General features: G+C 41.6%; 31 protein-coding genes. 13 read left to right on the forward strand and 18 right to left on the reverse strand.

All coding sequences use genetic code 11. The features are described from left to right. The first annotated feature begins 22 nt into the window (after positions 1 to 22). The 5 genes from V7L05_RS24265 to V7L05_RS24285 all read left to right on the forward strand — a co-directional run bounded on the left by V7L05_RS24265 (position 23) and on the right by V7L05_RS24285 (position 4648). Entirely contained in the window at positions 23 to 739 is a 717-nt protein-coding gene (locus V7L05_RS24265; protein ID WP_335167844.1) for an NnrU family protein, read from the forward strand. Between the two features lie 523 nt (positions 740 to 1262). Then, positions 1263 to 1649 (forward strand): thioredoxin family protein, encoded by a 387-nt coding sequence (locus V7L05_RS24270; RefSeq protein WP_335167846.1) that lies wholly within the window; start codon positions 1263 to 1265, stop codon positions 1647 to 1649. Between the two features lie 199 nt (positions 1650 to 1848). Next, positions 1849 to 3951 (forward strand): NAD(P)H-quinone oxidoreductase subunit 5, encoded by a 2103-nt coding sequence (locus V7L05_RS24275; RefSeq protein ID WP_335167847.1) that lies wholly within the window; start codon positions 1849 to 1851, stop codon positions 3949 to 3951. Positions 3952 to 4124: 173 nt separating this feature from the next. After that, complete coding sequence (locus tag V7L05_RS24280) at positions 4125 to 4355, forward strand: addiction module protein (protein ID WP_229497572.1); 231 nt, start codon at positions 4125 to 4127, stop codon at positions 4353 to 4355. Continuing rightward, on the forward strand, positions 4352 to 4648 hold the full coding sequence (locus V7L05_RS24285) for a type II toxin-antitoxin system RelE/ParE family toxin (RefSeq protein WP_335167851.1): 297 nt from the start codon (positions 4352 to 4354) through the stop codon (positions 4646 to 4648). The genes V7L05_RS24280 and V7L05_RS24285 overlap by 4 nt, the downstream gene beginning before the upstream one ends. 45 nt (positions 4649 to 4693) lie before the next feature. On the opposite strand, the gene V7L05_RS24290 is transcribed toward V7L05_RS24285, so the two are convergent. The 3 genes from V7L05_RS24290 to V7L05_RS24300 form a co-directional block, all read right to left on the reverse strand. Then, positions 4694 to 4897: a hypothetical protein gene (locus tag V7L05_RS24290; RefSeq protein WP_335167854.1), complete on the reverse strand. Its 204-nt coding sequence runs from the start codon at positions 4895 to 4897 to the stop codon at positions 4694 to 4696. Between the two features lie 123 nt (positions 4898 to 5020). After that, complete coding sequence (locus tag V7L05_RS24295; protein WP_335167856.1) at positions 5021 to 5149, reverse strand: hypothetical protein; 129 nt, start codon at positions 5147 to 5149, stop codon at positions 5021 to 5023. Positions 5150 to 5221: 72 nt separating this feature from the next. Continuing rightward, positions 5222 to 5695, reverse strand: a complete 474-nt coding sequence (locus V7L05_RS24300) for a helix-turn-helix domain-containing protein (RefSeq protein ID WP_335167858.1) — start codon at positions 5693 to 5695, stop codon at positions 5222 to 5224. A gap of 246 nt (positions 5696 to 5941) precedes the next feature. Here V7L05_RS24300 and V7L05_RS24305 point away from each other — a divergent pair, with 246 nt between their 5' ends. Continuing rightward, positions 5942 to 6109, forward strand: coding sequence for a hypothetical protein (locus tag V7L05_RS24305; RefSeq protein WP_323808651.1), 168 nt, complete (start codon positions 5942 to 5944; stop codon positions 6107 to 6109). A gap of 261 nt (positions 6110 to 6370) precedes the next feature. On the opposite strand, the gene V7L05_RS24310 is transcribed toward V7L05_RS24305, so the two are convergent. The 3 genes from V7L05_RS24310 to V7L05_RS24320 form a co-directional block, all read right to left on the reverse strand. After that, positions 6371 to 7567 (reverse strand): hypothetical protein, encoded by a 1197-nt coding sequence (locus tag V7L05_RS24310; RefSeq protein ID WP_335167862.1) that lies wholly within the window; start codon positions 7565 to 7567, stop codon positions 6371 to 6373. Positions 7568 to 7669: 102 nt separating this feature from the next. Beyond that, complete coding sequence (locus V7L05_RS24315; RefSeq protein WP_335167864.1) at positions 7670 to 7900, reverse strand: hypothetical protein; 231 nt, start codon at positions 7898 to 7900, stop codon at positions 7670 to 7672. Positions 7901 to 7948: 48 nt separating this feature from the next. Next, positions 7949 to 8212, reverse strand: a complete 264-nt coding sequence (locus V7L05_RS24320) for a hypothetical protein (protein WP_335167866.1) — start codon at positions 8210 to 8212, stop codon at positions 7949 to 7951. A 337-nt stretch (positions 8213 to 8549) separates the two neighbouring features. On the opposite strand from V7L05_RS24320, the gene ndhD1 reads away from it, so the two are divergent. Continuing rightward, positions 8550 to 10127, forward strand: a complete 1578-nt coding sequence (ndhD1, locus tag V7L05_RS24325; protein ID WP_335167868.1) for a photosynthetic/respiratory NAD(P)H-quinone oxidoreductase subunit D1 — start codon at positions 8550 to 8552, stop codon at positions 10125 to 10127. Between the two features lie 109 nt (positions 10128 to 10236). On the opposite strand, the gene V7L05_RS24330 is transcribed toward ndhD1, so the two are convergent. After that, positions 10237 to 10698 (reverse strand): hypothetical protein, encoded by a 462-nt coding sequence (locus V7L05_RS24330; protein ID WP_335167869.1) that lies wholly within the window; start codon positions 10696 to 10698, stop codon positions 10237 to 10239. An 18-nt stretch (positions 10699 to 10716) separates the two neighbouring features. Beyond that, a complete protein-coding gene (locus V7L05_RS24335; RefSeq protein ID WP_335167871.1) occupies positions 10717 to 11688 on the reverse strand; it encodes a DUF4351 domain-containing protein in 972 nt (323 codons plus the stop codon). Between the two features lie 134 nt (positions 11689 to 11822). Here V7L05_RS24335 and V7L05_RS24340 point away from each other — a divergent pair, with 134 nt between their 5' ends. Together V7L05_RS24340 and V7L05_RS24345 are read left to right on the forward strand one after the other, a co-directional pair. Beyond that, a complete protein-coding gene (locus V7L05_RS24340; protein WP_335167872.1) occupies positions 11823 to 12545 on the forward strand; it encodes a Uma2 family endonuclease in 723 nt (240 codons plus the stop codon). Positions 12546 to 12799: 254 nt separating this feature from the next. Then, entirely contained in the window at positions 12800 to 13024 is a 225-nt protein-coding gene (locus tag V7L05_RS24345; protein ID WP_335167873.1) for a DUF433 domain-containing protein, read from the forward strand. A 197-nt stretch (positions 13025 to 13221) separates the two neighbouring features. Here the strand turns inward: V7L05_RS24345 and V7L05_RS24350 are convergent, their stop codons facing one another. The 4 genes from V7L05_RS24350 to V7L05_RS24365 form a co-directional block, all read right to left on the reverse strand. Next, positions 13222 to 13593, reverse strand: a complete 372-nt coding sequence (locus tag V7L05_RS24350; protein ID WP_335167875.1) for a type II toxin-antitoxin system PemK/MazF family toxin — start codon at positions 13591 to 13593, stop codon at positions 13222 to 13224. Beyond that, positions 13593 to 13814, reverse strand: coding sequence for a hypothetical protein (locus tag V7L05_RS24355; RefSeq protein ID WP_335167877.1), 222 nt, complete (start codon positions 13812 to 13814; stop codon positions 13593 to 13595). Before V7L05_RS24355 ends, V7L05_RS24350 begins: the two co-directional genes overlap by 1 nt. Positions 13815 to 13893: 79 nt before the next feature. After that, positions 13894 to 14301, reverse strand: a complete 408-nt coding sequence (locus V7L05_RS24360; protein WP_335167879.1) for a hypothetical protein — start codon at positions 14299 to 14301, stop codon at positions 13894 to 13896. 4 nt (positions 14302 to 14305) lie between these two features. Then, entirely contained in the window at positions 14306 to 14620 is a 315-nt protein-coding gene (locus tag V7L05_RS24365; protein ID WP_335167881.1) for a hypothetical protein, read from the reverse strand. Positions 14621 to 14760: 140 nt separating this feature from the next. Here V7L05_RS24365 and V7L05_RS24370 point away from each other — a divergent pair, with 140 nt between their 5' ends. Further along, the gene (locus V7L05_RS24370; RefSeq protein ID WP_335167884.1) at positions 14761 to 15030 is read left to right on the forward strand and encodes a CopG family ribbon-helix-helix protein; all 270 of its coding nucleotides are present in this window, start codon (positions 14761 to 14763) and stop codon (positions 15028 to 15030) included. Between the two features lie 46 nt (positions 15031 to 15076). Here the strand turns inward: V7L05_RS24370 and V7L05_RS24375 are convergent, their stop codons facing one another. The 5 genes from V7L05_RS24375 to V7L05_RS24395 all read right to left on the reverse strand — a co-directional run bounded on the left by V7L05_RS24375 (position 15077) and on the right by V7L05_RS24395 (position 17920). Continuing rightward, positions 15077 to 15520, reverse strand: coding sequence for a DUF29 domain-containing protein (locus V7L05_RS24375; RefSeq protein WP_335167886.1), 444 nt, complete (start codon positions 15518 to 15520; stop codon positions 15077 to 15079). Positions 15521 to 15554: 34 nt separating this feature from the next. Next, positions 15555 to 15812 (reverse strand): BrnA antitoxin family protein, encoded by a 258-nt coding sequence (locus V7L05_RS24380; protein ID WP_335167887.1) that lies wholly within the window; start codon positions 15810 to 15812, stop codon positions 15555 to 15557. 3 nt (positions 15813 to 15815) lie between these two features. Continuing rightward, positions 15816 to 16082 (reverse strand): BrnT family toxin, encoded by a 267-nt coding sequence (locus V7L05_RS24385; RefSeq protein ID WP_335167889.1) that lies wholly within the window; start codon positions 16080 to 16082, stop codon positions 15816 to 15818. Positions 16083 to 16157: 75 nt separating this feature from the next. Then, on the reverse strand, positions 16158 to 16436 hold the full coding sequence (locus V7L05_RS24390) for a LapA family protein (protein WP_335167890.1): 279 nt from the start codon (positions 16434 to 16436) through the stop codon (positions 16158 to 16160). A 59-nt stretch (positions 16437 to 16495) separates the two neighbouring features. Further along, positions 16496 to 17920: a phosphoglucomutase/phosphomannomutase family protein gene (locus V7L05_RS24395; RefSeq protein ID WP_335167891.1), complete on the reverse strand. Its 1425-nt coding sequence runs from the start codon at positions 17918 to 17920 to the stop codon at positions 16496 to 16498. 148 nt (positions 17921 to 18068) lie between these two features. On the opposite strand from V7L05_RS24395, the gene V7L05_RS24400 reads away from it, so the two are divergent. Next, positions 18069 to 18923: a PD-(D/E)XK nuclease family protein gene (locus V7L05_RS24400; RefSeq protein ID WP_335167892.1), complete on the forward strand. Its 855-nt coding sequence runs from the start codon at positions 18069 to 18071 to the stop codon at positions 18921 to 18923. A 672-nt stretch (positions 18924 to 19595) separates the two neighbouring features. After that, positions 19596 to 20474 (forward strand): N-acetylmuramoyl-L-alanine amidase, encoded by an 879-nt coding sequence (locus V7L05_RS24405; RefSeq protein WP_335167893.1) that lies wholly within the window; start codon positions 19596 to 19598, stop codon positions 20472 to 20474. A gap of 135 nt (positions 20475 to 20609) precedes the next feature. Here the strand turns inward: V7L05_RS24405 and ribBA are convergent, their stop codons facing one another. Further along, positions 20610 to 22283 carry a bifunctional 3,4-dihydroxy-2-butanone-4-phosphate synthase/GTP cyclohydrolase II gene (gene ribBA / locus V7L05_RS24410; protein ID WP_335167894.1) on the reverse strand — a complete coding sequence of 558 codons (1674 nt, stop codon included), beginning with the start codon at positions 22281 to 22283 and terminating at the stop codon, positions 20610 to 20612. A gap of 524 nt (positions 22284 to 22807) precedes the next feature. Here ribBA and argC point away from each other — a divergent pair. Next, positions 22808 to 23866, forward strand: coding sequence for an N-acetyl-gamma-glutamyl-phosphate reductase (gene argC / locus V7L05_RS24415; protein WP_335167896.1), 1059 nt, complete (start codon positions 22808 to 22810; stop codon positions 23864 to 23866). Positions 23867 to 23876: the final 10 nt, after the last annotated feature.

A 23876-nucleotide genomic window follows, 5' to 3' on the forward strand; every position in this document is an offset into this window, starting at 1 on the left:
TTAAATTATTTCACTCGTGTATATGCTGCTGATTTCTTGGTTGACACCTAGTCATTTTGTCATACTGGGGTTACAAATAGCTTTTGCGATCGCTCACAGTGGAGGCGCTGCTTTACGTCCAAGGGCCGAAAAATACATTGGCCCAAGGCTTTATCGTATTCTCTTTGCATTAGTTAGCCTACCGTTAGCTGTGATATTAATTATTTACTTTTTTGGGCACCGCTATGATGGTTTGCAACTTTGGCAGGTACAAGGGGTGCTAGGAGTGCGAGAATTTGTTTGGCTGCTGTCAGCGATCTCGTTTTTGTTTTTATATCCTGCTACCTTCAATCTACTAGAAATTGCTGCTATTCAAAAGCCCCAAGTTCATCTTTACGAAACAGGAATTATTCGGATTACCCGTCATCCCCAGATGGTGGGACAAATAATTTGGTGTGTTGCCCATACTCTCTGGCTGGGTACTACCTTCACCCTTGTAACTTCCATTGGATTGGTGTTGCATCACTTATTTGGGGTTTGGCACGGCGATCGCCGCCTCTGGCATCGCTATGGGGAAGCCTTTGAAATTGCCAAACAACGAACTTCAATTATTCCCTTCAAAGCAATTATTGACGGACGTCAATCTATCAAATGGCAGGAATTTCTCCGCCCTGCCTATTTGGGAGTTGCCATTTTTATCGCTTTGCTTTGGTGGTCGCATCCTCTGTTACTGGAAGCAACTAGTAGTATAAAATGGTAATTTTAGGTGATCCCCAGTGTCAGCAGAAAATCCCAAATAAATGAGAATTTCAGCTTATCAATTGCCCCCAAATCAATGTACGATAAGTTAAAACATCAATTAGTGGAGGTCTGTTCACTCACCTTAAGATTTTAGATTGGTAGTTGTTGGTCAGTTGCTTTTCCTTGGGAGTAAGTGGCAGATTCAGTCAAATTCCCAGGTAAAGACGGCAATCAGGAGTTTAACATTCCAAAAAAGCCACCGTGAAAGTCGCGCTGGCTTTTTTATCAGAGATACATCAACGCGCTCAATTTTTGCCTAATTAATTATTCTGTGTCCTGAGATTTGGTTCCTGAAAGCGCCCCCACTTGACTCTAAAAGGAAAAGAAACGAGTTCCTCATTCAATCCCCTAACTAAAGTTAGGGATTTCTACTCAGCATGGGCTAAACCCTAGCTACCGCTAACAGGACTCGGAACTCAGCACTATTTAATTGGGTGCCGATAGGTAGTTTGATATAAAAACCTTATAATCCAAGAGGTGTCATGGTGTTGTCGGTTAGTGAGCAGACATTTACTCAAGAAGTTTTAGAATCTCCTATTCCTGTTTTAGTTAATTTTGAAGCACCTTGGTGTGGCTTGTGTCGGATTATCCACCCACTGTTGTTGGAATTTCAAGCCCAATGCGGGGAGGAAATTAAATTAGTTGGGGTTAACGCCGATCAAAATTTTAAATTGTCTACTACTTATAGGCTAAAATCACTACCCACTTTACTATTGATTGAAAATGGCATTATTCGCCATCGCTTGGAATGCTTTCGCGGCAGAGAAGATTTACGTCTAGCTTTAGAAGAGATTAAAGCCAGCTACAGCAGTTACCCCAAAATCTACAAAAGTTCAAAAACAGTGGACTTAGAGTATCGGTCAGCCTGAAGAGAGTCCCCAGTCGTGAGTAATAATTAAACTCAGGAGTGGGCACTCAGCACTCAGAGCTATTCTTTGCAAATCTAAAACCATGCTTAACACCCCACCCAATCAGCCTTGGGTGGGTTATTTTATCCTAAAGGGTGTGTGTCACAATTATTAACAGTTCCGACACGCTAGTTAAGAATTCTAAAAGTAGGCGTCAGTGATGGAAGTAATCTATCAGTATGCCTGGCTGATTCCGGTATTACCTCTTTTTGGGGCAATGCTGGTCGGTCTAGGGTTAATCTCGTTGAATCAGGTGACAAACCGCTTACGGCAGCTTAACGCTGTGGTGATTATCTCCCTAATGGGAGCAGCTATGGGGCTGTCGCTTGCCTTGTTGTGGAGTCAAATTCAAGGACACGCGACTTATATCCGCACCTTGGAGTGGGCAGCAGCAGGTAATTTTCACCTGAACATGGGCTACACTATTGACCACCTGACAGCCCTAATGCTGGTGATTGTGACAACGGTCGCCTTCTTAGTCATGGTTTACACCGATGGCTACATGGCTCACGATCCCGGTTACGTGCGGTTTTATGCTTATCTCAGTTTGTTTGGCTCTTCAATGTTAGGTCTGGTACTCAGCCCCAACCTAGTACAGATTTATATATTCTGGGAATTGGTGGGGATGTGTTCTTACTTGCTGGTCGGCTTTTGGTACGATCGCAAGTCAGCAGCCGATGCCGCTCAAAAAGCATTTGTGACCAACCGCGTGGGTGACTTTGGTCTGTTACTCGGCATTTTAGGGCTGTTCTGGGCAACAGGAAGCTTTGAATTTAATGTCATCGGCGATCGCCTATCCCAACTGGTAGAATCAGGCTCGATCAGCAATTTTCTCGCTGTCCTGTTTGCGATTTTAGTTTTCTTGGGGCCAGTAGCCAAATCTGCCCAATTCCCCCTCCACGTCTGGCTACCAGATGCGATGGAAGGCCCCACCCCAATTTCTGCCTTAATCCATGCAGCAACAATGGTGGCAGCAGGTGTTTTCCTGATTGCCCGGATGTACCCAGTATTTGAACACGTTCCAGCAGCAATGAGCGTGATTGCTTTTACTGGGGCGTTTACCGCATTTTTGGGGGCTAGCATTGCCATTACCCAAAACGATATTAAGAAGGGCTTGGCTTACTCCACCATTTCCCAACTTGGTTACATGGTGATGGCAATGGGAATCGGTGCTTACAGTGCTGGACTATTTCACCTGATGACCCACGCCTATTTTAAGGCGATGCTGTTCTTGGGTTCAGGTTCAGTAATTCACGGCATGGAAGGTGTTGTCGGTCACGACCCCGCCTTAGCGCAAGATATGCGCTTGATGGGGAGTCTACGGAAGTATATGCCCGTGACGGCAATTACCTTCTTGATTGGTTGCTTGGCAATTTCTGGTATTCCGCCCTTTGCTGGCTTCTGGTCAAAAGATGAAATTCTGGGGAAGGCTTTTGAGGCTAACCCACTCCTCTGGTTGATTGGCTGGCTAACTGCCGGGATTACCGCTTTCTATATGTTTAGAATGTATTTCTCGACATTTGAAGGCGAATTCCGGGGTAATGACGAGAAAATCAAGCAAAAACTCAAGAAGGCGGCAGCGACAATTGTCCTGGAATTAGAGTCAGAAGAACCAGTCCCGAATTTTGGGCCTGGGGCAATGAAAAAAGGAGAATTGGCGGCAACTAGTGAACACCATGATTCCCATGACTCCCACGGGCATCATAGCGATTCTCCTCATGAGTCGCCGTGGACAATGACTCTACCGTTGGCACTTTTGGCAGTGCCTTCCATTTTGATTGGTTTGTTGGGAACTCCTTACGCCAATTATTTTGAAGAGTTTATCTTTCCTCCTAGCGAAACTCTCACCGAAGTTATAGAAAAGGCTTCCGAGTTCAATCCGACGGAATTCTACATTATGGCGGGTGCCTCGGTGGGAATTTCTTTGATTGCGATTACTTTGGCTTCGCTGATGTATTTGCGAGGGAAGATTGATCCGGCTGCGATCGCTGCTAAAATCAAACCACTTTACGAGTTATCCCTCAACAAGTGGTACTTTGATGACATTTACCATCGGGTTTTTGTTGTCGGTTTGCGTCGCCTAGCTAGACAAGTCATGGAAGTTGACTTCCGCGTTGTCGATGGTGCTGTTAACCTAACGGGCTTTTTCACCCTTGTCAGTGGTGAAGGTCTGAAATACCTAGAAAGCGGTCGCGCTCAATTCTATGCCTTGATTGTATTTGGGGCGGTTTTGGGCTTAGTGATTGTCTTTGGTGTCACCTGATTTTAATCGGGGTGGGCGATCGTCCGCCCCTAAGTTTTTTAAGAGTTTTAAGAGTCTAATTTAGACTCCTTTTTTTTAGCTTGAATTCCTCAGCAGTGTTAACTGTTGAGGTTTTATGGTTTGTACTTCCAGTAAAATAAGAGGTACTGTACTAGAGAGTTTAGGTACTCACTATGACCCTTGAACAGCTTGAAGCCGAAGTTCTTGCACTTCCAAAAGATTCTCAAGTGATTTTATTAGCAAGATTACTGGAAAGATTGGGTCAAGAAAGTGGAATAGATCAAGAAATTGCGGCTAGTTGGGCTGAAGAAGCCCAGAAGCGTGATGAAGATATGAACACCAATCAAATTACTGGTATTCCGGCTGAAGAATTGTTTCAACGAGTTCGTGCATCTTTACAATGACAAGAATTGTATTTCATCCATTGGCAGAGCAAGAACTGGTTGATGTCGCAAGTTATTACGAGGAACAAAATCAGGGGCTAGGGCTAGATTACTTGACAGAAGTAGAAAGTGCAGTCAATCTCCTTATACGTTACCCTGCTGCTGGTGTAGTAGTTCGAGGATTTGTTCGTCGGCTGATTCTGCCTAAATTTCCTTATTCACTCCTATACCGTGTTGTTGATGATGATTTAATTCGGATTCTAGCCATAGCACATCACAAACGTAAGCCTGTGTACTGGATTGGTCGAGAATAGAATTCAGAAATCAATTAGTAGGGGATTTAAACCCCCTAAATTTTGTTAAATATTCAAGTCTTTTTTTACATCATCTGGCGGTTCAAACATAATCTCAAAACCTCCATTGGGAATAGTTCGACGCAAAAATCTTAAATGGTCGTCTGCATCTTGGCGGTTAGCAAAACGGGCGATGGTGTGAGATTGGGTAATAACTACAGTTTTTACTATCACCCAAGGATGATTTTGGGCAATAACTGGTTTTATCATGGTGAATGTCTCCTTTTGTTAGGGAGCCAAGAGCCAGCAGGAAGCCTCGGAAACTTATTTGCTGGCTTTTGACAAGATTTGTAATTTTGTTGCCGGGTTGCTGTAAGTGTGTTTTCATCGCTTCTAAACACTCTCATCTCTTAGTTTTTGGGCTAAAAGCTGGGTTGCATCATGGTCGTGAAGTCCTGGGACAACTAGCCATAGCCACATCCGGCACTTAAGAGCTTTGGGTTCGGTGTTTTGAATATTCATGCTTTACCGAATAAAATGTTTGACATAAAAACAATATATGCGGTAAAGTATTATTGTGTAAATAGTTTTAGTTTAAATTTTGAATCCAGCTTGTTTTGCAATTAAGGTCAAATACTTAGATATAGCTAAAGTCGGCTCATATACACTGTTTTCCCATTGGCTCACCGTTGCTTGACGCACACCTAGCCTTTGAGCAAACTCCGCTTGTGTTAAATCCATGTGTTGCCGCAGTGCTTTGATCAACTCAGCATTCCACAGTACAGTATCACCCTGAAGCTGAACTTGATATTTATCAGGAGGTTTACGAAATGTCACTTGTTGCTGATCAAAATCCACTTTTTCAACACGATATTCCGCTTCCATCCAAGCGTAAGCTTGTGATGAGCCTTGCTTGCGGTTACTCCACCATGCCTGTTTATTTCTTGCTGATTCAGGCAAAACATCATTGATTAAAGTCTCAATTTCAGCAAATGATAAAGTTATTTCATTTTGATCATTGCCACGTAAAAATTCTAGGAGTGGCTGGTATTTGCTGCCCTCCTTCATGTCACCTCTTTTTCTCCCAATATCATAGGCTCTGCTGGACGCACATAAGAACCATCAGCTTTAAATAATTTCCGTAGATTTATATCCTTGCGATACTTCTGTGGTATGTTGGCCGGATTTTGGTAAGGATTAGTGAAATCGGAGAAAGGCATGAAGTTATGGCTATGGAAGACAGGTTACACAGTAAATAAATGATATGCGATCGCGGGCGATCGCGCCTTCTCTATTAAAAAGCGAAGACAATTTATGGAAGTTGACTTCCGCGTTGTCGATGGTGCTGTTAACCTAACGGGCTTTTTCACCCTTGTCAGTGGTGAAGGTCTGAAGTACCTAGAAAACGGTCGCGCTCAATTCTATGCCTTGATTGTATTTGGGGCGGTTTTGGGCTTAGTGATTGTCTTTGGTGTTACCTGATTTTAATCGGGGTGGACGCATATCCGCCCCTACATTATTTTTATCTCACGCAGAGGCGCAGAGAGGAGTTGAGAGTTTGCTCTGAAAAGATGACAAGATTTTTTAATACAAACTATATAAGTTTATTCGCTCTAAAATTGCTATGTAAGGTATAAAAATATTTATAATATCTACCATGTAGACATCCAATCAATCTATTAGTGATGGTAAATATATTATTCAAAAAGTATAACGCGCCTGAAAAGCGGGTATTAAAATTATTTACGATAAAGCCCAATTTATAAAGTTGTCCATTTTATTGTCTTTTACCGCCTCTAAAGCAATATTTGCATCAATTACCATTTCTCTAAAATAAAACTCCAAAGGCATAATTTCATCATCGTTAGAAGTCTCATATATTTTATATGCAATGGCATCTAACAAAGAGTGACAATACTCTCGGCTACGTTTTGCATAATAATCTAATAGTTTACTAGTAGTACTACTAGAATGAACTAGCATATTACGAATACGATATATGTTATAAATATCATCTTTGAGATCAATAATTTTCATGAATTTACTATCTACACCTCGGATATCGACTGCAACACAGTAATCTGACTTATCTTCAAATGTTATGCTTAAAATCTCATTTGTTTTAATGTATTGTCCATCTATTTTAGGACGATATAGTTCAACATTGCCTATATTAATTTTATTTGTGAACACTACACCTGTTATATTAAAAATAACTTTATAAGTTTGAGATTCTAGAGAATAAATTTCTCTTAGAAAATTAAGTCTCTGTTTAATAGTTGAAGCCTCATAATATTTTCTAAGCTCTTCCTTATGTTCATCAATTGATTTTGCATCTCTTGATGGTGATCCAAATAAGGTTGGATATAAATTACCTTGCTCAGGATATGTTGCTATATCTTCAAATTTTTGAAATTGCTCTTCTAATCTTGATTTTAATTCCAACATTCCCTTAGAATTAAATAATAAAATTATTGTGTCTACAATAAATTCTATATGATTATTATTTAAGTCTTTTTCAAGTATTTTTTCGTACAAAAGGTTAATAACTTGCCTCAAGCTATTTTCTGACGTTATTTTTTCTTCTATACGTTGAATGAATATTAAAATATCGTCTAATTCAAATTTACTCTTATTGTTGGATAAAGCTTCAGTAATGAAATATAGTTCTTGATCTACTTCTCTTGTCCAGGATTTTTTAATTTTGTCTAGATCATCAAGTTGTTCTTTTTTAAAACTACAGTAACTAGAAAACTGAATTTTAAAGAACTTTTTTCCGTAAGCATTTTGAGAAAATCTATTTTTATTATTCTGTATCTCTTCACGCAAATCGTGTAAAATTAATAATAAATGGCGACTATAAGATCCTTTTTGGTTGTTTTCAATAGCATCGCATCTTTCCAACCATATTTGTTGTAAATTCTCAATATTTTTGATCACAGATTCAGGCGCATTTGATAAAGTAAAATCAATTTTTTTCAGTTAATATCAAAAGATTAATAATATAATCTTAATCCCAAAAAGAAGGAAGAGTTGCAGACTTCATAACTTTTCATAGTTCATTGGTTTTGCAAGTCCTTCTGCAATCTCTCCTTTAGCGGATTGGGCAGATGCAATCAGTTGTTGTTGAGTTTTCTTAAATGATTTATTCCATTTCAATTCATCTTGCAAATCTTCCAGGTACTCTCGGAGATGTTCTGCAACTCTTTCTTGCATATCTTCAGATAAAGATTCCATCATCTTAATTACAGTAGCGATCGCTGGAGATGACATAATCGAATTTCCCTTATCAACTTTCCCTGTCTATTTTACTAAAAAAACTCAATCAAATCGCTTACTATAGTCCCAAAGTTCTGAAACTGGGAAAGTTTGCCCTACTGCTGCTTGTCGCACGGACTCTTGCAAATCGGCTAATATTTGTGCTTTTGGCTCTTGTTCATCAATCCAAGCTAAACCACTGACGTTATCAGAATTTATGGAACTCATCAGCTGTTGCCAAAGTTCTATAGGGACGAGTACATCTGTTGTTTCTCCATTTACGTTGGTGACATAACGAATCTGGCTTTCAATTTGTGCGATTATCATAGGGTTATCTATCCTGTTATGCTTTTTTTGCACCAAATCGTTTTTTTCAACAACCAGCAAACAGCATCGTGTATTTTTAGTGATGCGGGAGGCTACGCGATCGCACCGTTAAACTATAATTTTAACGGCTTTTTGAGGGTAGATTTTTAACTTAACTGAGAGTATCACAACCCACATTCCGCACCCCCAAGTGTCAAAAGAGACTCCCAAGATAAAAAATGGGGGATTGTCAATTTAATTAAATCAACCTAACGAGGAAGACTAAATCACCAAAAAGCTGTTAGTTAATAACTAGTGACTTTTTGCCAAACATGATTTTGATAGCAGACAAATTGTGATGAATACAGCTAATTTTCCGTGGCTGACGACGATTATTCTGTTTCCGATAGCGGCGTCGCTACTTCTTCCCATCATCCCTGACAAAGAAGGCAAAACAGTGCGCTGGTACTCCCTCATCGTAGGGCTGATCGATTTTGCACTGATTGTTTATGCTTTTTCTACTGGGTATGATTTCTCCAATCCAGATTTGCAGTTGGTGGAGAGTTACCCCTGGGTACCCCAACTGGATTTGAATTGGTCAGTAGGGGCAGATGGCTTGTCCATGCCGCTAATTATTTTGACTGGATTCATTACCACGCTGGCGATTTTAGCAGCTTGGCCAGTTACCTTCAAGCCCAAGCTATTTTACTTCTTGATTTTGGCAATGTATGGCGGTCAGATTGCCGTGTTCGCCGTCCAGGATATGCTGTTATTTTTCCTGGTGTGGGAACTGGAACTGGTGCCGATATACTTTCTGCTGTCGATTTGGGGAGGCAAAAGGCGGCAATATGCAGCGACCAAATTTATTTTATACACCGCCGGCGGGTCGCTGTTTATTTTGCTGTCTGCCCTGACAATGGGATTTTACGGCGATACGGTGACATTCGACATGCGATCGCTCGCCTTAAAAGACTTTGCCCTCAATTTCCAACTTGCACTTTATGCTGGCTTCTTAATTGCCTACGCCGTCAAGTTGCCGATTATTCCTTTGCACACTTGGCTACCTGATGCCCACGGTGAAGCTACAGCCCCCGTGCATATGTTGCTGGCAGGTATTCTCCTGAAAATGGGCGGTTACGCCTTAATTCGGATGAATGCCCAAATGCTCCCCGATGCCCACGCTTTCTTTGCGCCTGTATTGGTGATTTTGGGGGTAGTTAATATCATCTACGCTGCCTTGACATCCTTTGCCCAGCGCAACCTGAAGCGAAAAATTGCCTATTCCTCAATTTCCCACATGGGGTTTGTGATGATTGGTATAGCCTCCTTCACCGATTTGGGGTTGAGTGGGGCAGTGTTGCAAATGGTTTCCCACGGGTTAATTGGGGCGAGTTTGTTCTTCCTGGTTGGCGCAACTTATGACCGGACACACACCCTGATGTTGGATGAAATGGGTGGTGTCGGTCAGAGAATGCCGAAAATTTTCGCCATGTTTACCACCTGTTCGATGGCTTCTTTGGCATTGCCAGGAATGAGCGGTTTCGTGGCAGAATTAATGGTATTTGTCGGTTTTGCTACTAGCGATGCTTATAGTTCTACTTTCAAAGTCATTGTGGTGTTCTTGATGGCAGTTGGATTAATTTTAACTCCGATTTATCTGCTGTCGATGTTGCGGGAAATTTTCTATGGAGAAGAAAACAAGGAATTAGTTTCTCACCAAGCTTTGATAGATGCCGAACCCCGTGAAGTATTTATCATTGCCTGTTTGTTGGTGCCAATTATTGGTATTGGTTTCTATCCAAAATTGCTGACTCAGATGTACGACTCCACAACTGTACAATTGACGGCAAGATTGCGTGATTCTGTACCGACATTAGCACAGCAAAAAGAAGAAACCCTAAAGGTTTCTTTGAGTGCGCCTCAAATCGGTAATTAGTTGCGATCGCTACTTTAGTTTAAATATTTATTGCTTTGAGGGCAGGTATAAAACCTGCCCTTTTTTGATGTACATTGCTTGGAGGCGATCGCTTAATCAATTTTCTAGTTTAAATCTTCAATATCCTTCTATTTTTTTCTAATTTCAAGAAGGTTTCCTCACCTCTGTAGACAATATTAATTTGTCCTCCAAACACATCATCAATAGCCAAAAACTTCTTACCCTCTATCTCTTCAAATTCACAACTCCCGATTATTCTATAAATATTGACAATATCAATATAATTAGCCGTACTTATCTGTTCAACACCCGTTAATCGGATGAAAATATAGGGTTCACCGACGGTAATACCTTTTTTTATTTCATCAGGCAACCAAACAGAATTCCAATCAATAGCTAAAGTTATGGCTTGTTCATATCCAATGTTATAGAAAATACCTATCCAACAAGAATCATGTAATGTATATTGTTCATTAAAATCTCCAAAGCTCATATTTTTGCCTTCCTGCCAAGGTAAGCAATTATTAATAAGCTCTTGACAAAGCCAACTTGGGTAATAATTTTCTATCAAATTAAATTGCCCTAGATTTTAAGCTGATTGATTTGTTTGCAGCCAGTTAAGTAAATCTTCCATAGCAGTAAAATCTAACAAAGCTTCGCCAAGGTTTTCTAACTGATTTAAAGAAAGAGATTGGATGCGCTCTTGCAATTCTGGTGATAATTCTCCGACTCGTTTTTGTAGTAACCTTAAAATCAGCCGTTGTTGACCTTCTTGTTCACCTTCTTGTTTACCTTCTTGTTTACCTTCTTGTTTTCCGCGCTCGTAGCCGATGCGCTCACCTGTAGTTATATATCTCATAGTTCGCTCCTGCTCAAATTGTTTAAACTCTTCCCAAAACTGATTTTCCAATGCCTTTGGTAATATCATAACCCAATCGATAAATCGATACAGATTGCGAATTAAGCTAAACTTCCATATTTTGCGTTGTTCAGGTGATGAACGTGTCTGCTGTGTTTTCAAATGCGCCATGACGACAGTTGCAAATGGATTATCGCTATTTTCTAACTCGTAAAAGCGATTTTCGTAATCCAAAAGTTTAACACTGCCAAATTCAAAATTTAAGCGAGTATTGGGATAATTGTAGCTGTAATTGCTTGGCCGCCATTCTCTGTTTGGATCACAGAGAATTGCAAGGCTCGTTGCTGGTTGATCAAAGCGGTCAAATATGCGAAAGTTGTACGTAAACATCCGCTTAGGAAAGTTATCTTCTTTTTGTGCCTGAATTTCAACATGGACTAATAACCAAAGTTCTTCCCCTTGAGTTTGCCAAACTTTGACTAATTGATCAGCATATCGCTTACCCTGTTCGGCTTCACGAGCTATTTGTTGAAATTCTTTATCTAGAAATTCGTAGGGACGTTCCCAATCAATTAATGCAGAAGTTTCTGGAAAAAAGAAATGCATTGCTTGGGGAAAATAAGCTTCTATAATTTCTTTCCAAGGGCTGTCAAAATCAGCGCGTAGGCGTAACCCGTCGTAGACATCGCTAATATTGGTCATATTTATCCAAGAGGCTGATTTTCGTCAGATTAATGTGGATACTGGAATGCACAATTATTTTACCCTTGTATACTTATTTAATTATCGATACATTTCCTACAATCAAGGTACAATCAGATTTGGTAAAACCACTCATGTTAAACTACAATCCCTTGCATTGTTTGCCATCTTCCGAAGAACTACCCGACTCAGATGATACCTCTGTGGATAATGAACTACAAAATTTAATTCCCGGCTTGCTGAAAACGATCCTGGCTTTGGTTTGGTGCGATCGCTGGGATTGGTTCTTTGGTGTTGATATGGGTATTTATTATCACCCAGATAAACCAGCAATTGTCCCTGATGGGTTTCTCAGCTTAGGAGTTAAACGCTTTATTGATGAAGACTTGCGCCTAAGTTATGTGCTGTGGGAAGAAAATAAACCGCCAACTTTAGCACTAGAAGTTGTTTCCCAAATATATCGGGAAGAATACAGCACCAAGAAAGAATTTTATGCCAAAGAATTAGGAATTTTGTACTACGTTGTATATAGTCCCTTTCGTCGTAAAAATCCACCTTTGGAGGTGTATCACTTAGTTGATGGGGAATATATTTTAATGTCAGGAAATCCCGTTTGGCTACCAGAGATTGGTTTAGGAATTGGGGGAGAACGGGGAATTTATCAAGGTATCGTGCGGGAATGGCTGTACTGGTATGACGAACAAGGGCAAAGATTGCTGACACCAGAAGAACGCATTAGCGAAGCGGAAGAACGCACAGTTTTTGAAGAACAGCGACGTGTGGACGCAGAACAACAGGTGAAAATGTTAACGGAAAGGTTGAAAGCGCTTGGTGTTGATCCAGAAACTTTGTCATAGATTCACCAAATGTTGTCATGGCAAGCGATGTCTAGGACGGGCTACGCCTACGCGCTTACAACTCACTGATACAGAAATTCTAGACTTTATTGATTACCTAAAGCTACAACTAACCCAAAACTGCCGAACTTAGCTTCTGTTGTATCAGCGTGCGACAACTGCGACCGCTTATCAGTTGTACTTAGATGTTAGGCTGGATAATTGCGATCGCACAATTAGAGTTAAATAAAAGTACCTGATATTAAAATACTTGCATGAACCCAAGGGCTGATTTATTGACTCGTATTACTCAAACTCCTGGTCAGTGTGCTGGTCGTCCTTGTATTCGAGGCATGAGAATTCGTGTGAGCGACATTTTAGAAATGTTGGCTGAGAATATCAGCGTTTCTGAGATTTTAGAGGATTTTCCCGATCTCGAACTCGAAGATATCCAAGCCTGTCTATTGTTAGTAGCACGGCGAAGTCTTCTTGCCAGATAACTGTTTTAATTTTCATCGCTAATCATCTCTACAAGATTGCGACTAGTATTTTAGCGTCAAGCCGAGTGCCGCAGCTACGCCCGTCGTAGACATCGCTTGTTCATTGCATTGAAGTTTTAGCCTCCCACAGGTACGATGCCTGCGGCTTACCGCTAAAAGCATCTACGCACAAGTAGTTGCTAAAAATACATAGATTTCTATGAGGCAGATGATGCCTGCGATGATGGTTTAGAATCATCTAACTCAGTCAGAGCTATCTTGACACACGCACGAACACCTTTCCAATCAACTTCTGACAAGTGACCAATCAAAACCAAATTAGCTGAGGGTGGTAAGGTGACGATAAAACTTCTGAAAACAGACGCAACCCGCAAACCTGCTGCTGCCCAATCGTGAAGTGTGTAATCAGTAATTCCAAGGCCAGTTGTCTGAGTAGTGATCAGTCCAATGATCACATCGGGACGAGTTGCGTGATAAGTGGCAGATGACAGAACTACAGCAGGACGACGCTTAATACCAGTGACACCGGGAAAATCAACTGTGACTACATCACCGGGATTGAACGTCACTAAACTGTCTCCTCGCTTTCAGGGAAAATTGAAGTTGCGTACTCTAAGGAGAAGGATGCTAAATCAAGCTGATCTTGTTCAGTCCAAGTATAACTTTGGTCGATGATAGATAAGTTTTGCTCGACTAGCTTATTTAGAATCAGGGTTGCCAAGCGTAGCTGTTCAGTCGGTGACAAGTTACAAACAACTTGGCTGTATATCTCTTGGGCAGTATTTGACATAATAAACCCTCCTACCTTTTATCGTAACAGTAACAAGATAATACGAATATTGTACTCATCAGTTCGGTGTCAATAACTTCTACAACTCCCCTATCAAGTAGTCCAATAAAGAAATATATATATCTATCCTCACTTTACTCATCTCATTCATCAAAGTATACAAAGATCGGGAGATTAAAAATATAGTTATTTGCTCAAAGAGTTGTTCAACAGGAGTATCTATCTCTATAAAGTTTTCACTGTAGCATTTATCATTAAACAGACAAAATAGCTGTTTACCAACTCTTAGATCACTACCAAACCCCCCCCAATTACAACTAGTCATAACTACAAGGAATATCTCTGTTTTGGGAAAGACATCTTTTAATTTCTTTTGCCGATATTGAAAATGCTCAGACCAATTTTGTCGATGCCAACCAAGTTGTGTTTTGCATTCAATAATGGCAAGTAATTCATCACCACGCCAGACACTAATATCAGGACGCATAGTGTTACGTTTTTTTTTGCAGTGGACGTTCTGAAGCAATTGTCAAACGAAGATTTTCTAAATTATTAAACAGTTTGAGAAAGAAGAGTACTGTTTCTACAAAAAAGTCTGAACCTGCTTGAGCTACCTTCTTATTAAGAAACTCCTTAACTTCTGATTGGGAACTATAAAAAGCACGCAGACGGTTAGCGATCGCCTGTGAATAATCAAACTCACTAGAGAATGTACTGGTCTGTTTTATTTGCTCGTATGAACGTTTCAATGCTGACGCTAAATTATCCAATGCATGAGCATATTCATCTTCAAACTTCAGAGACATAATTTAGATGTGTAAACTATTTGACTGTTATTACCATAATGAACTACACCACTGCATAGACGGATGGGGAATTTCACGGAATAAGTGAAAAGTTTTAACCATTATGTCTTTGTTTACAATGCAAAATATTGTAATAAAATATGTTGGAATACAACTTTCACAAGACGATGAGCAAAGAAAACATTACGTTTCAGATAGATAGTGATCGCAAAGCTGCACTTGATGCGATTGCAGCCAGAATAAACCGCGATCGCAGCTACGTACTTAATGAGGCGGTAGCCGCTTATCTAGAGATGTATCAGTGGCAAATCGAGGAGATTCAAAAGGGAATTTCTGAAGCGGATTCTGAAGACTTTGCTAGTTATGAAGAAGTAAAAGCGACTTTTGCAAAACTCACCAATACATATTAATTGGCTGCGTTGTGCGCTTCATACCACACAGCCACAATTACAATTATCAAATATCGCTTGTTTCCGGGAGCCAGTCTTCATCGAACACTAACTCTAAAGAATATGGACACTCTTCTGGAAACACGGAAATTAACATCTCTGTTTGCTTGGCTGCTTGGCGACGCGCCCTTTGATAACTTTCCTGAAGTTGCTCTCTAGGATAGCTCTTAAGACTAGGACTATCTTCTATGGCTAACTCAATTTGGGTGCGAGAATCGGTGATAGAATCAAGCCAACTATCTGAGCGACGCTGGGATTGATATTGCCACTTGAGCAGATGCAACAGTAAGCGAATTAGTTGACTGGCAATAGCCCGCCGTTCACTTTTGCCCAAGCCTTCAACCTCTTCAATCAGATATTCTACATCAACTTCTTGCCAGCGATGCGATCGCAATAGTTGGGCTGTCTGCTCAATCCACAAATTAAAATCTGCTGTATAAGTTGCGCTCATAGCCGTTATCGATCTTAGGTAAACCAAAATATCCTCATTTTCCGATGCGCTCAAGTTCCTCTCGCAATACTCGCCGTAATGTCTCTTCTAACGGTTCACGGCGTTGCTGAATATACTCACGCAAAGCATCGTTAATCAAAGTTTGGTAATTTCCCCCACCGGCTGCGTGAACTTGGTCACGAAACCATGCTAGTACTTCATCATCTAGGCGAATTGTAATTCGAGTTTTGCCTGTTGGTGTTGGTTCAATTGCTTCCCGCTTGCCCTGACTAAAATCATACTCAGTTTCCATCACTTATCCCTCCTCATACTGCTTTTGTTCATAGCGCGTAGCTTTGCGGGCAGAAATCAATCGAATCTCATCATGGCGCCATGTATACACAACTACTAAAACTCGACTGAAAGCATCTATCCCAATAGTGATAAATCTCTCTTCATCAAAACGTTCATCTGTGATGGTAATTGCTAAATCGTCAGAAAAAACCGTCACTGCATCAGCAAAGTCAACGCCATGCTTATGAAGATTGGCTGCTGCCTTACCCCTATGCCATTGATACGCCATCTAAGTTTATTATATGCACAAATGTGCATATAAGCAGAAGAAGAATACTTAATTTCTATATGTTTTTGTCAAGCCTCAAAAATCTTCATCGTCAACAAAAAATTCCGCATCGTCTTCCAATCGAGAATTACCCTGCCCAATACCAGCAAGTCCCCACAGAGGTTGCAGCAGTGCCATACTAATTAACCCTATACCGGCACTAAAAGCCAACACTAAGCCCATTGGTATCTGAATCGATTGGAATGTTAAGAATTTTAACGATACGGGTGTGGCATTTTGAATTGAAATAATTGCGATCGCTATTACCCAAACTGCTACAACTAGAGATGTCAAAAAAGGAGCGAAAGTTTTCATATCTTATATAAAAGTTAGGGGTTAATAATTCTTAACTTATAACTCCTAACTTTGAATTATTAAACTGTTACTGCCTTTAGTTTAGCAATGGCACTCTCTAACTCTTGGGCGATTTGGGTGAGTTTTTCGGGAGTGCTGGTTTCTAAATAGACGCGCACCAGTGGTTCTGTACCCGAAGGACGCAGTAAAACCCAGCTACCCTCTTCTAAATAGAGCTTAATACCGTCTTTACGCCCCACTTCCTTGACTTTAATTCCTGCTACCTCTGTAGGTGGACTTTTGGTAAAGGAGTCGATGACGGCGGTTTTGTGCGCCTCTGTAAGGTGCAAGTCTAGGCGGTTGTTGTAAAGGGGTCCATCAGCTTCAGCGATCGCTTCCTTAACCAGCTGACTCAGAGGTTTACCTTCATAGGCGATCGCTTCCGCCACCAGCATATTCGCTAATATCCCGTCTTTTTCGGGAATATGCCCAATAATACTCAAACCGCCTGATTCTTCACCACCAATTAATACAGCAGTTTCCCGCATTTTTTCGCCGATGTATTTAAAACCGACTGGTGTTTCATAAATTTGCAGCCCATTTTTAGCAGCGAAATTATCCAGCAGATGAGTTGTAGCGACAGTGCGGACTATGGCACCAGTTTTACCTTTGTTTCTGATTAAATGACGTGCTAGAACTAACAGCACAGTATTGGATGTGAGAACAGTTCCTTGTTCATCAACGATCCCAAAGCGATCGCCGTCTCCATCTGTCGCCAAACCCAAATCAGCGCGATCGCGAATTACTGCTGACACTAACTCAACTAATTGTTCTCCTTTGGGTTCTGGCATTCCACCCCCAAATAAAACATCCCGCCAATCGTGGAAACTTTCTAACTGAACCCCACTATGTTGCAAAACTTCATCTAAATAGCCGCGAGAAGTAGAATAGAGCGCATCGTACTTTACCTTTAAATTAGCGCTTCTGATTTTTTCTACATCAAGTAGGGTGTAGATAAATTGTAGGTAATCAGGTTTCGGATCAAAAATTGAAATTGAACCTGATGGGCTGCTAAGAGGCAACTCATCCGATGCACTTTCTATATTTGCCACAATAGTATCAGTAATCTCTGGAGTGGCAGGCCCAGCATAATCGGGTATATATTTAATTCCACAGTAGGGTGCTGGATTATGGCTAGCAGTAAACATTAACGCCCCAGCAGAATTTAGGTGACGGGCATTGTAAGCAATTACTGGTGTGGGGCAATCCCGATCAGTAATTTTAACAGTCCAACCTAAGTCTGCCAGTACTTTAGCTGCTGTTTGGGCAAACTCGTCAGCTAAAAAGCGAGTATCGTAGGCAATAAGTACTGGTCTGGCTTTCGTATAGGCTGTTTCCAAATAAGTGGCGATCGCCCTTGTCACTTTCCGCACGTTCAGGAAAGTAAAGTCATCGGCAATAATCCCTCGCCATCCATCGGTGCCAAATTTTATCTTGCTGGACATTTTTGCCACTTGCTCCCCGTACATTATCAGTACTATAAAAAGCTTCCCGCAAAGCGTGTGTAGCAGCAAGTATCCCCCGAAGTTCTTTTCTAAGGAAGTCTTAGCTGAAACTTCTCCCTACCGTATTTTCTCTCACTGTTTCTGAGCAATGTCAACCCCCGATCGACCTTTTGCCAGTTATCACCTTTGGTCTCTAGTTGCCCCAGCGACCGGGCAAGAACGCTGGCATTGCCAGATGAGACGGGGGTTTATCAAAGCGCGGCAACACGAACCACAAGTCAAAGCGCTTTTAGCGCAAGCCACCGCACCCCAGCGAATTGGCATACTTGCCCAAAAAGGTATTTATGAGTTTCATCATCACAGGCATCTGTTGAAGCAAGCAGATGGTGTAGAAAGAGTTGCCCAGCTACTTAAATTAGCTAACTCCAGCGAGCAAGTCCAGCAACGCGTGCTGCAAATTTTGAAAAAATATCACGATGCTCCGTTGCTTTTGGATAAAGATATTATCCAATTAACTCCGGGTGATGAAGGCTTTCCTAAAGCGATTTTAATTGAACAAGAAGATTATTGCTTTCGCTTATATGCGGCTATGGACTGTGTTTTCATTGAGGCTGATAACACTTTACATATTTTAGATTTCAAAACTGGTAAGTCGGCTTTTGACAGACGACAGGCATTAGTTTATTTACTAGCTGCTCGTTATCTTTACCCTGGACGAAAAGCTGTTGCATCATTTTATAATTTAGAAATATGTAAAAAATCTGAGTTAATTAGTATTAATAATAGTGAATTAGAATCCTTAAAATTTGAGTTAGCTAATGTTGCCCACAAGCACCAGCACGATTTGCAAAAATATCAGGATGAAACTAGTAATTTCAGTAAAATTTTCCCTGCCAATCCTGGCTCTCACTGCCGCTTTTGTCCATTTAACTCCATCTGTGAGTTTGTCGATTTTAAGCAGCATCAATCATCTCCACTGCCCAGTTTAAGAGTTAATAGTTAGTGGGGAGTGGGGAGTGGGGAGAATAACTTAGGACTTACGCAAAAACCCTCTCAAACTCTCATTCCTCCGTGACCTCTGCGTCCTCTGTGGTTCGTTTTCCGTTCCCTTTGCGTAAGTCCTATAACTAATGCATTTGCCTCATTGCCTCGCTCCCAGTCGGAGACTGGGAATGCATTCCGAGAGGCTCCGCCTCAAGACTTGCGGCAGAGCCGCAATGAGATGCAATCTTCGAGCCAGGTTAGAAGATAAAGGATAATATCTTTCTAAGCTGCTAGTAGTTGGTGAAGGGGGTGTAAGTAAAACATCTTTATTAAATGGCTCGTAACAGCACTATTGCAGGGATTATAAACGTATATTTGACTAGAATTAAGGTATTATAGCGATTATTGTTTGGATACCATTTACGGTAAGCGTTTTGACTCGTTCCCAGGCAGAGCCTGGGAATGCATTCATTGAGTCTCTGACTCAATGTCTAACTGGAGGCAGAGCCTCTAATCAGCCATTCCCATGCAGAGCATGGAAACGAGAAAAGGAGAAAACCCCTTCCTTACTAGCGTTGGAGAGCAAGAATCAAAGCCTCTCTCCTGTGGGGGAGAGAAATGGAAGCGGGGTTCTAAGAATAAGTTGCACATCGCGTAAGTTAATATCTACCGTTTTACTGGTATTAGAAAAATGAGGTTTACAGACTGGGCGACTAGGGTGCTAATAATCTCGCTGATGTTCATGGCTTTAATTGTAGTGCTGCTAATTGGACGAGCAACAAAATTACAACATAATCCGACAATATCCCATACATCATATCCACAGGCTACAGCCTGGAGTCAATATCCACAGGCGCAATTCCAATCAGCGAAATACCCAGAAAAGAAATCTCAAGTTGTTATCAAGTCCCCAGTTAAGACTAACAAGGCTATAGCAAGATACGTAACCACTCAAGCTTTTGCACGTTACAGACCTAATTATCAAGTTGCTTCAGTTGACCCAAGTAACTATGGAGAACGCTACGCCCAAGATGTTAATGGCATTCCTGTCAACAATCAACCAATTATCGTCCTCCATGAAACTGGTTATTCTGCTTCCAGTGCCGTTAATTTCTTTCAAGTAGCCCATAATGATGAAACTGTGCAAGCAAGTTACCACGCTTTAATCAAGTTAGACGGAACGGTGGTTTATCTAGTACCGCCAGAAAAGCGGGCTTTTGGTGCAGCTAACTCAGTATTTGATGGTTCCGAGGGAGTGGAAACTGTGCAGACTAATCCACATTTGCCTCCGTCTGTGAATAATTTTGCTTATCACGTTTCTTTGGAAACACCGCCAGATAGTTATGACAGTAACAGCCAACAAACCCATAGCGGTTACACGGAGGCTCAATATAATTCTCTTGCTTGGTTAATTGCTCAAAGTCAAGTCAGCGACGATCGCATTACTACGCACCGTCTCGTAGACCGTTCTGGTAAAAAAGTTGACCCGATTAATTTTGATGGTCAGAAATTTCTGAACTTACTTAATACTTATCGTCAGGTCAGACCAATATATAGAGTCAGTAATTAATTTATAGCGGTTCCCAGGTGCATGAAGTACATCAGATTAAAACCTGACCTCCAACCCCTCTCCGTGAGTTCGGAGAGGGTAGATGAAGCACATCTGTACCTCACGAGATTAGGAAACGCTATAGCATTATTGAAGCTATTTGGTAAAGCTATAGATTTGCTGCTTTTCCAGGCGATCGCTAATCGATGAAGGCACTGTACCATGCGGGAATGTCTGTCGATCTAGTTGGACTTGTAAATTACTCAAAGGATCGCAACCAGAGGAAATCAGAAATTCTAGTTTCTGGATGTAAGGCAAAGTTGCGAGGTTGTCCAAAATCTGGAAGATAGCCTGTATATAAGGATGACCACTTTGCTGATACCAATCACAGCTAGCAACTTTTGCCTGATCAAAACCCAAGTGTACTGTTAAAGATGGCTCGTCAAATAAAGCGATCGCTAAGGGACGCGCTTCTTCCTGTAACAATAAATCATTAGTTCTCGCTAAGTGCCGTATTTTCTCTAACCGCTCATAACGTTCCGTCACCGCTTCCGGGTCATCTTGCCAATGGATTGCTACTGTCACCAAATAAGTCTGTAACAGCATATGACCGAGCTTTTTCGCCTTTGTCGCCAGATAATAGGAATTGTAGTCGGTTGCCTCAATCAACAATGGTAAGCGATCGACTACTTCCAACCCATAGCCCTTGACTCCAGCAATTTTACGCGGATTATTGGTAATCAGGCGTATCTTTTTAATGCCCAAGTCCATAAGCATTTGCGCCCCCATCCCGTAGTCTCGTAAGTCGGCGGGAAATCCCAAGCGCTCATTTGCCTCTACTGTATCCAGTCCCATATCCTGTAATGAGTAGGCTTTCAGCTTGTTAATCAAGCCGATTCCCCGTCCTTCTTGACGCAGGTATACAACTACACCTTGACCCGCAGCCTCAATCATTTTCAGTGCGGCTTCTAATTGCATCCGACAGTCGCAGCGCAAAGAACCTAAAGCGTCACCAGTTAAGCATTCTGAGTGCATCCGCACTAGCACCGGCTCATCTTTGAAGTTAGCTGGATCGCCCTTGACAATTGCAACGTGTTCTGTGTTATCCAGAGTGTGGCGGTAGGCGTAAATTTCAAACTGACCGAATTCACTAGGCAGCTTGGTAACAACTTCTCGATACACTAGGCGATCGTGCTGTAGGCGATAACTAATTAAATCCGCAATACTAATAATTTTTAAATTGTGACGTTTAGCGTATTCAAATAACTGCTGCAACCGCGCCATTGAACCATCGGAGTTTTGAATTTCACAAATTACCCCGGCTGGGTATAGCCCTGCTAGTCGAGCTAAGTCCACACCAGCTTCTGTATGTCCGGCGCGTTTGAGTACGCCTCCCTCTTTAGCCCGAATCGGGAAAATATGACCAGGACGACGTAAATCGGTAGGTTTTGTGGCTGGGTTGAGAGTAACCTGGATAGTGCGGGCGCGGTCTTCGGCTGAGATGCCAGTGGTAACACCCAATTCTGGGCTGGCATCAATACTAACAGTGAAGGCAGTTTGGTTAGTATCTGTAATGTTGCTGACCATCAAAGGTAAGTCTAGCTCGTCTAGGCGATCGCCTGTCATTGCCAAACAAATCAGTCCTCTAGCTTCCACCGCCATGAAATTAATCGTGTCGGGTGTAGCAAATTGAGCAGCACAGATTAAGTCGCCTTCATTTTCTCTATTTTCATCATCTACCACTACAATGACACGACCAGATTTTAGGTCTGCTAAAGCGGCATTAATCGAATCAAATTTAAAAGCTTGGGTAATATTAGGCTGTGACACAAAAAGATTTCCAGCTACCAACGTAAATTTTTTTACGGTTTATCCTTTTAGATTGTAGCTTTTTTACAAGGCAGAGAATGAGAATAGCAATGATTTGATAACGTGGCAAAAATTTTTGCCATTAAAATTGGGGTCAAGGGTCAAACAATTTTGGATTTTGGAGAAAGCGATTTTGGATTAACCTCGCCCACAAGGGGACAAGGCTTGAAGATTTGGGATTTGGGATTTTAGATTTATTCCGCTTGACTTCGGGGAGCCACTGCGGTCTTGGCTTGTAGCCAAGATGAGCAAGTGGCGTCGGGGCATGAACCAAAAATTCTTTTAATCCAAAATCTAAAATCTAAAATCTAAAATCGCTAGTCAATTAACTGAATTTTATATAGACTTTGGGCTCTTGACTTTGGACTTCTTGACTCCCCAAAACCAAGGGGAGGGGTTTAGGGCGTTTTGTGGGCTGCGCTAGTCGCTGATATTGTTGATAGCTGAGAACGAATTAACCATTCATGGGATAAGGATTTCAGATCATGGGCAAATTTAGACGCGTACCCGTTGGGATTGTTGGCGCGTCGGGCTATGGCGGAGTACAGTTAGTACGATTACTGATGGATCATCCAGAAGTCGAACTGGTTTATTTAGGCGGTGAGAGTAGTATCGGGAAATCCTTTGGAGATATCTACCCACATCTGGCTCATGCGGCTAACCTGCCAATAGAGGCGGTTGAACCAGAAATAATTGCTCATCGCTGTGAAGTAGTTTTCCTATCTTTACCAAATGGTCTGGCTTGCCAAATTGCGCCCAAACTGTTGGAAAAAGGATGTAAAGTACTAGATTTGAGTGCAGACTATCGGTTCAGTGATTTGACAACTTATACAAATTGGTATGGTACTGAGAGAAGCGATCGCACAATTGCAGCTACAGCAGTTTATGGATTACCAGAACTTTATCGCGATCGCATTGCCGAAGCTCAACTCGTTGGCTGTCCTGGTTCCTATGCCACTGCTAGTCTCCTGGCACTTTCGCCACTCTTAAAGCAAGGTTTAATCAAACCAGAAACAGCGATTATTGATGCCAAATCTGGTACATCTAGCAGTGGACGGCAAGCTCAAACCAACTTATTGCTAGCTGAGGCAGACAACTCTATAGCAGCTTTCCATGTCGGTCGTCACCGTCATACCCCAGAAATTGAGCAAATTTGCAGTGACTTAGCGGGTCACGAACTGATGATCCAATTTACGCCACATCTGATCCCAATGGTGCGCGGGATTTTGGCAACGGTATATGCCACACTGCGCGATCCTGGTCTAGTGCGAGATGACTTAATCACAATTTTTTCAGCCTTCTACCGCAACTCTCCTTGGGTGAAAATCTGCGGTAGCGGCGTTTATCCCCAAACTAAATGGGCTAATGGCAGCAATCTTTGTTACATCGGTGTAGAAGTTGACCCGCGCACAGGTCGCGTGATTGTGATGTCAGCAATTGACAATCTAATTAAAGGACAGGCGGGGCAAGCGATTCAGTGTATGAATCTGATGATGGGCTGGGATGAAACCTTGGGGTTGCCCAAGTTGGGGTTTTATCCGTGATGAATGGGGA

This window comes from Nostoc sp. (genome assembly GCF_036917755.1).
Classification (GTDB): domain Bacteria; phylum Cyanobacteriota; class Cyanobacteriia; order Cyanobacteriales; family Nostocaceae; genus Nostoc.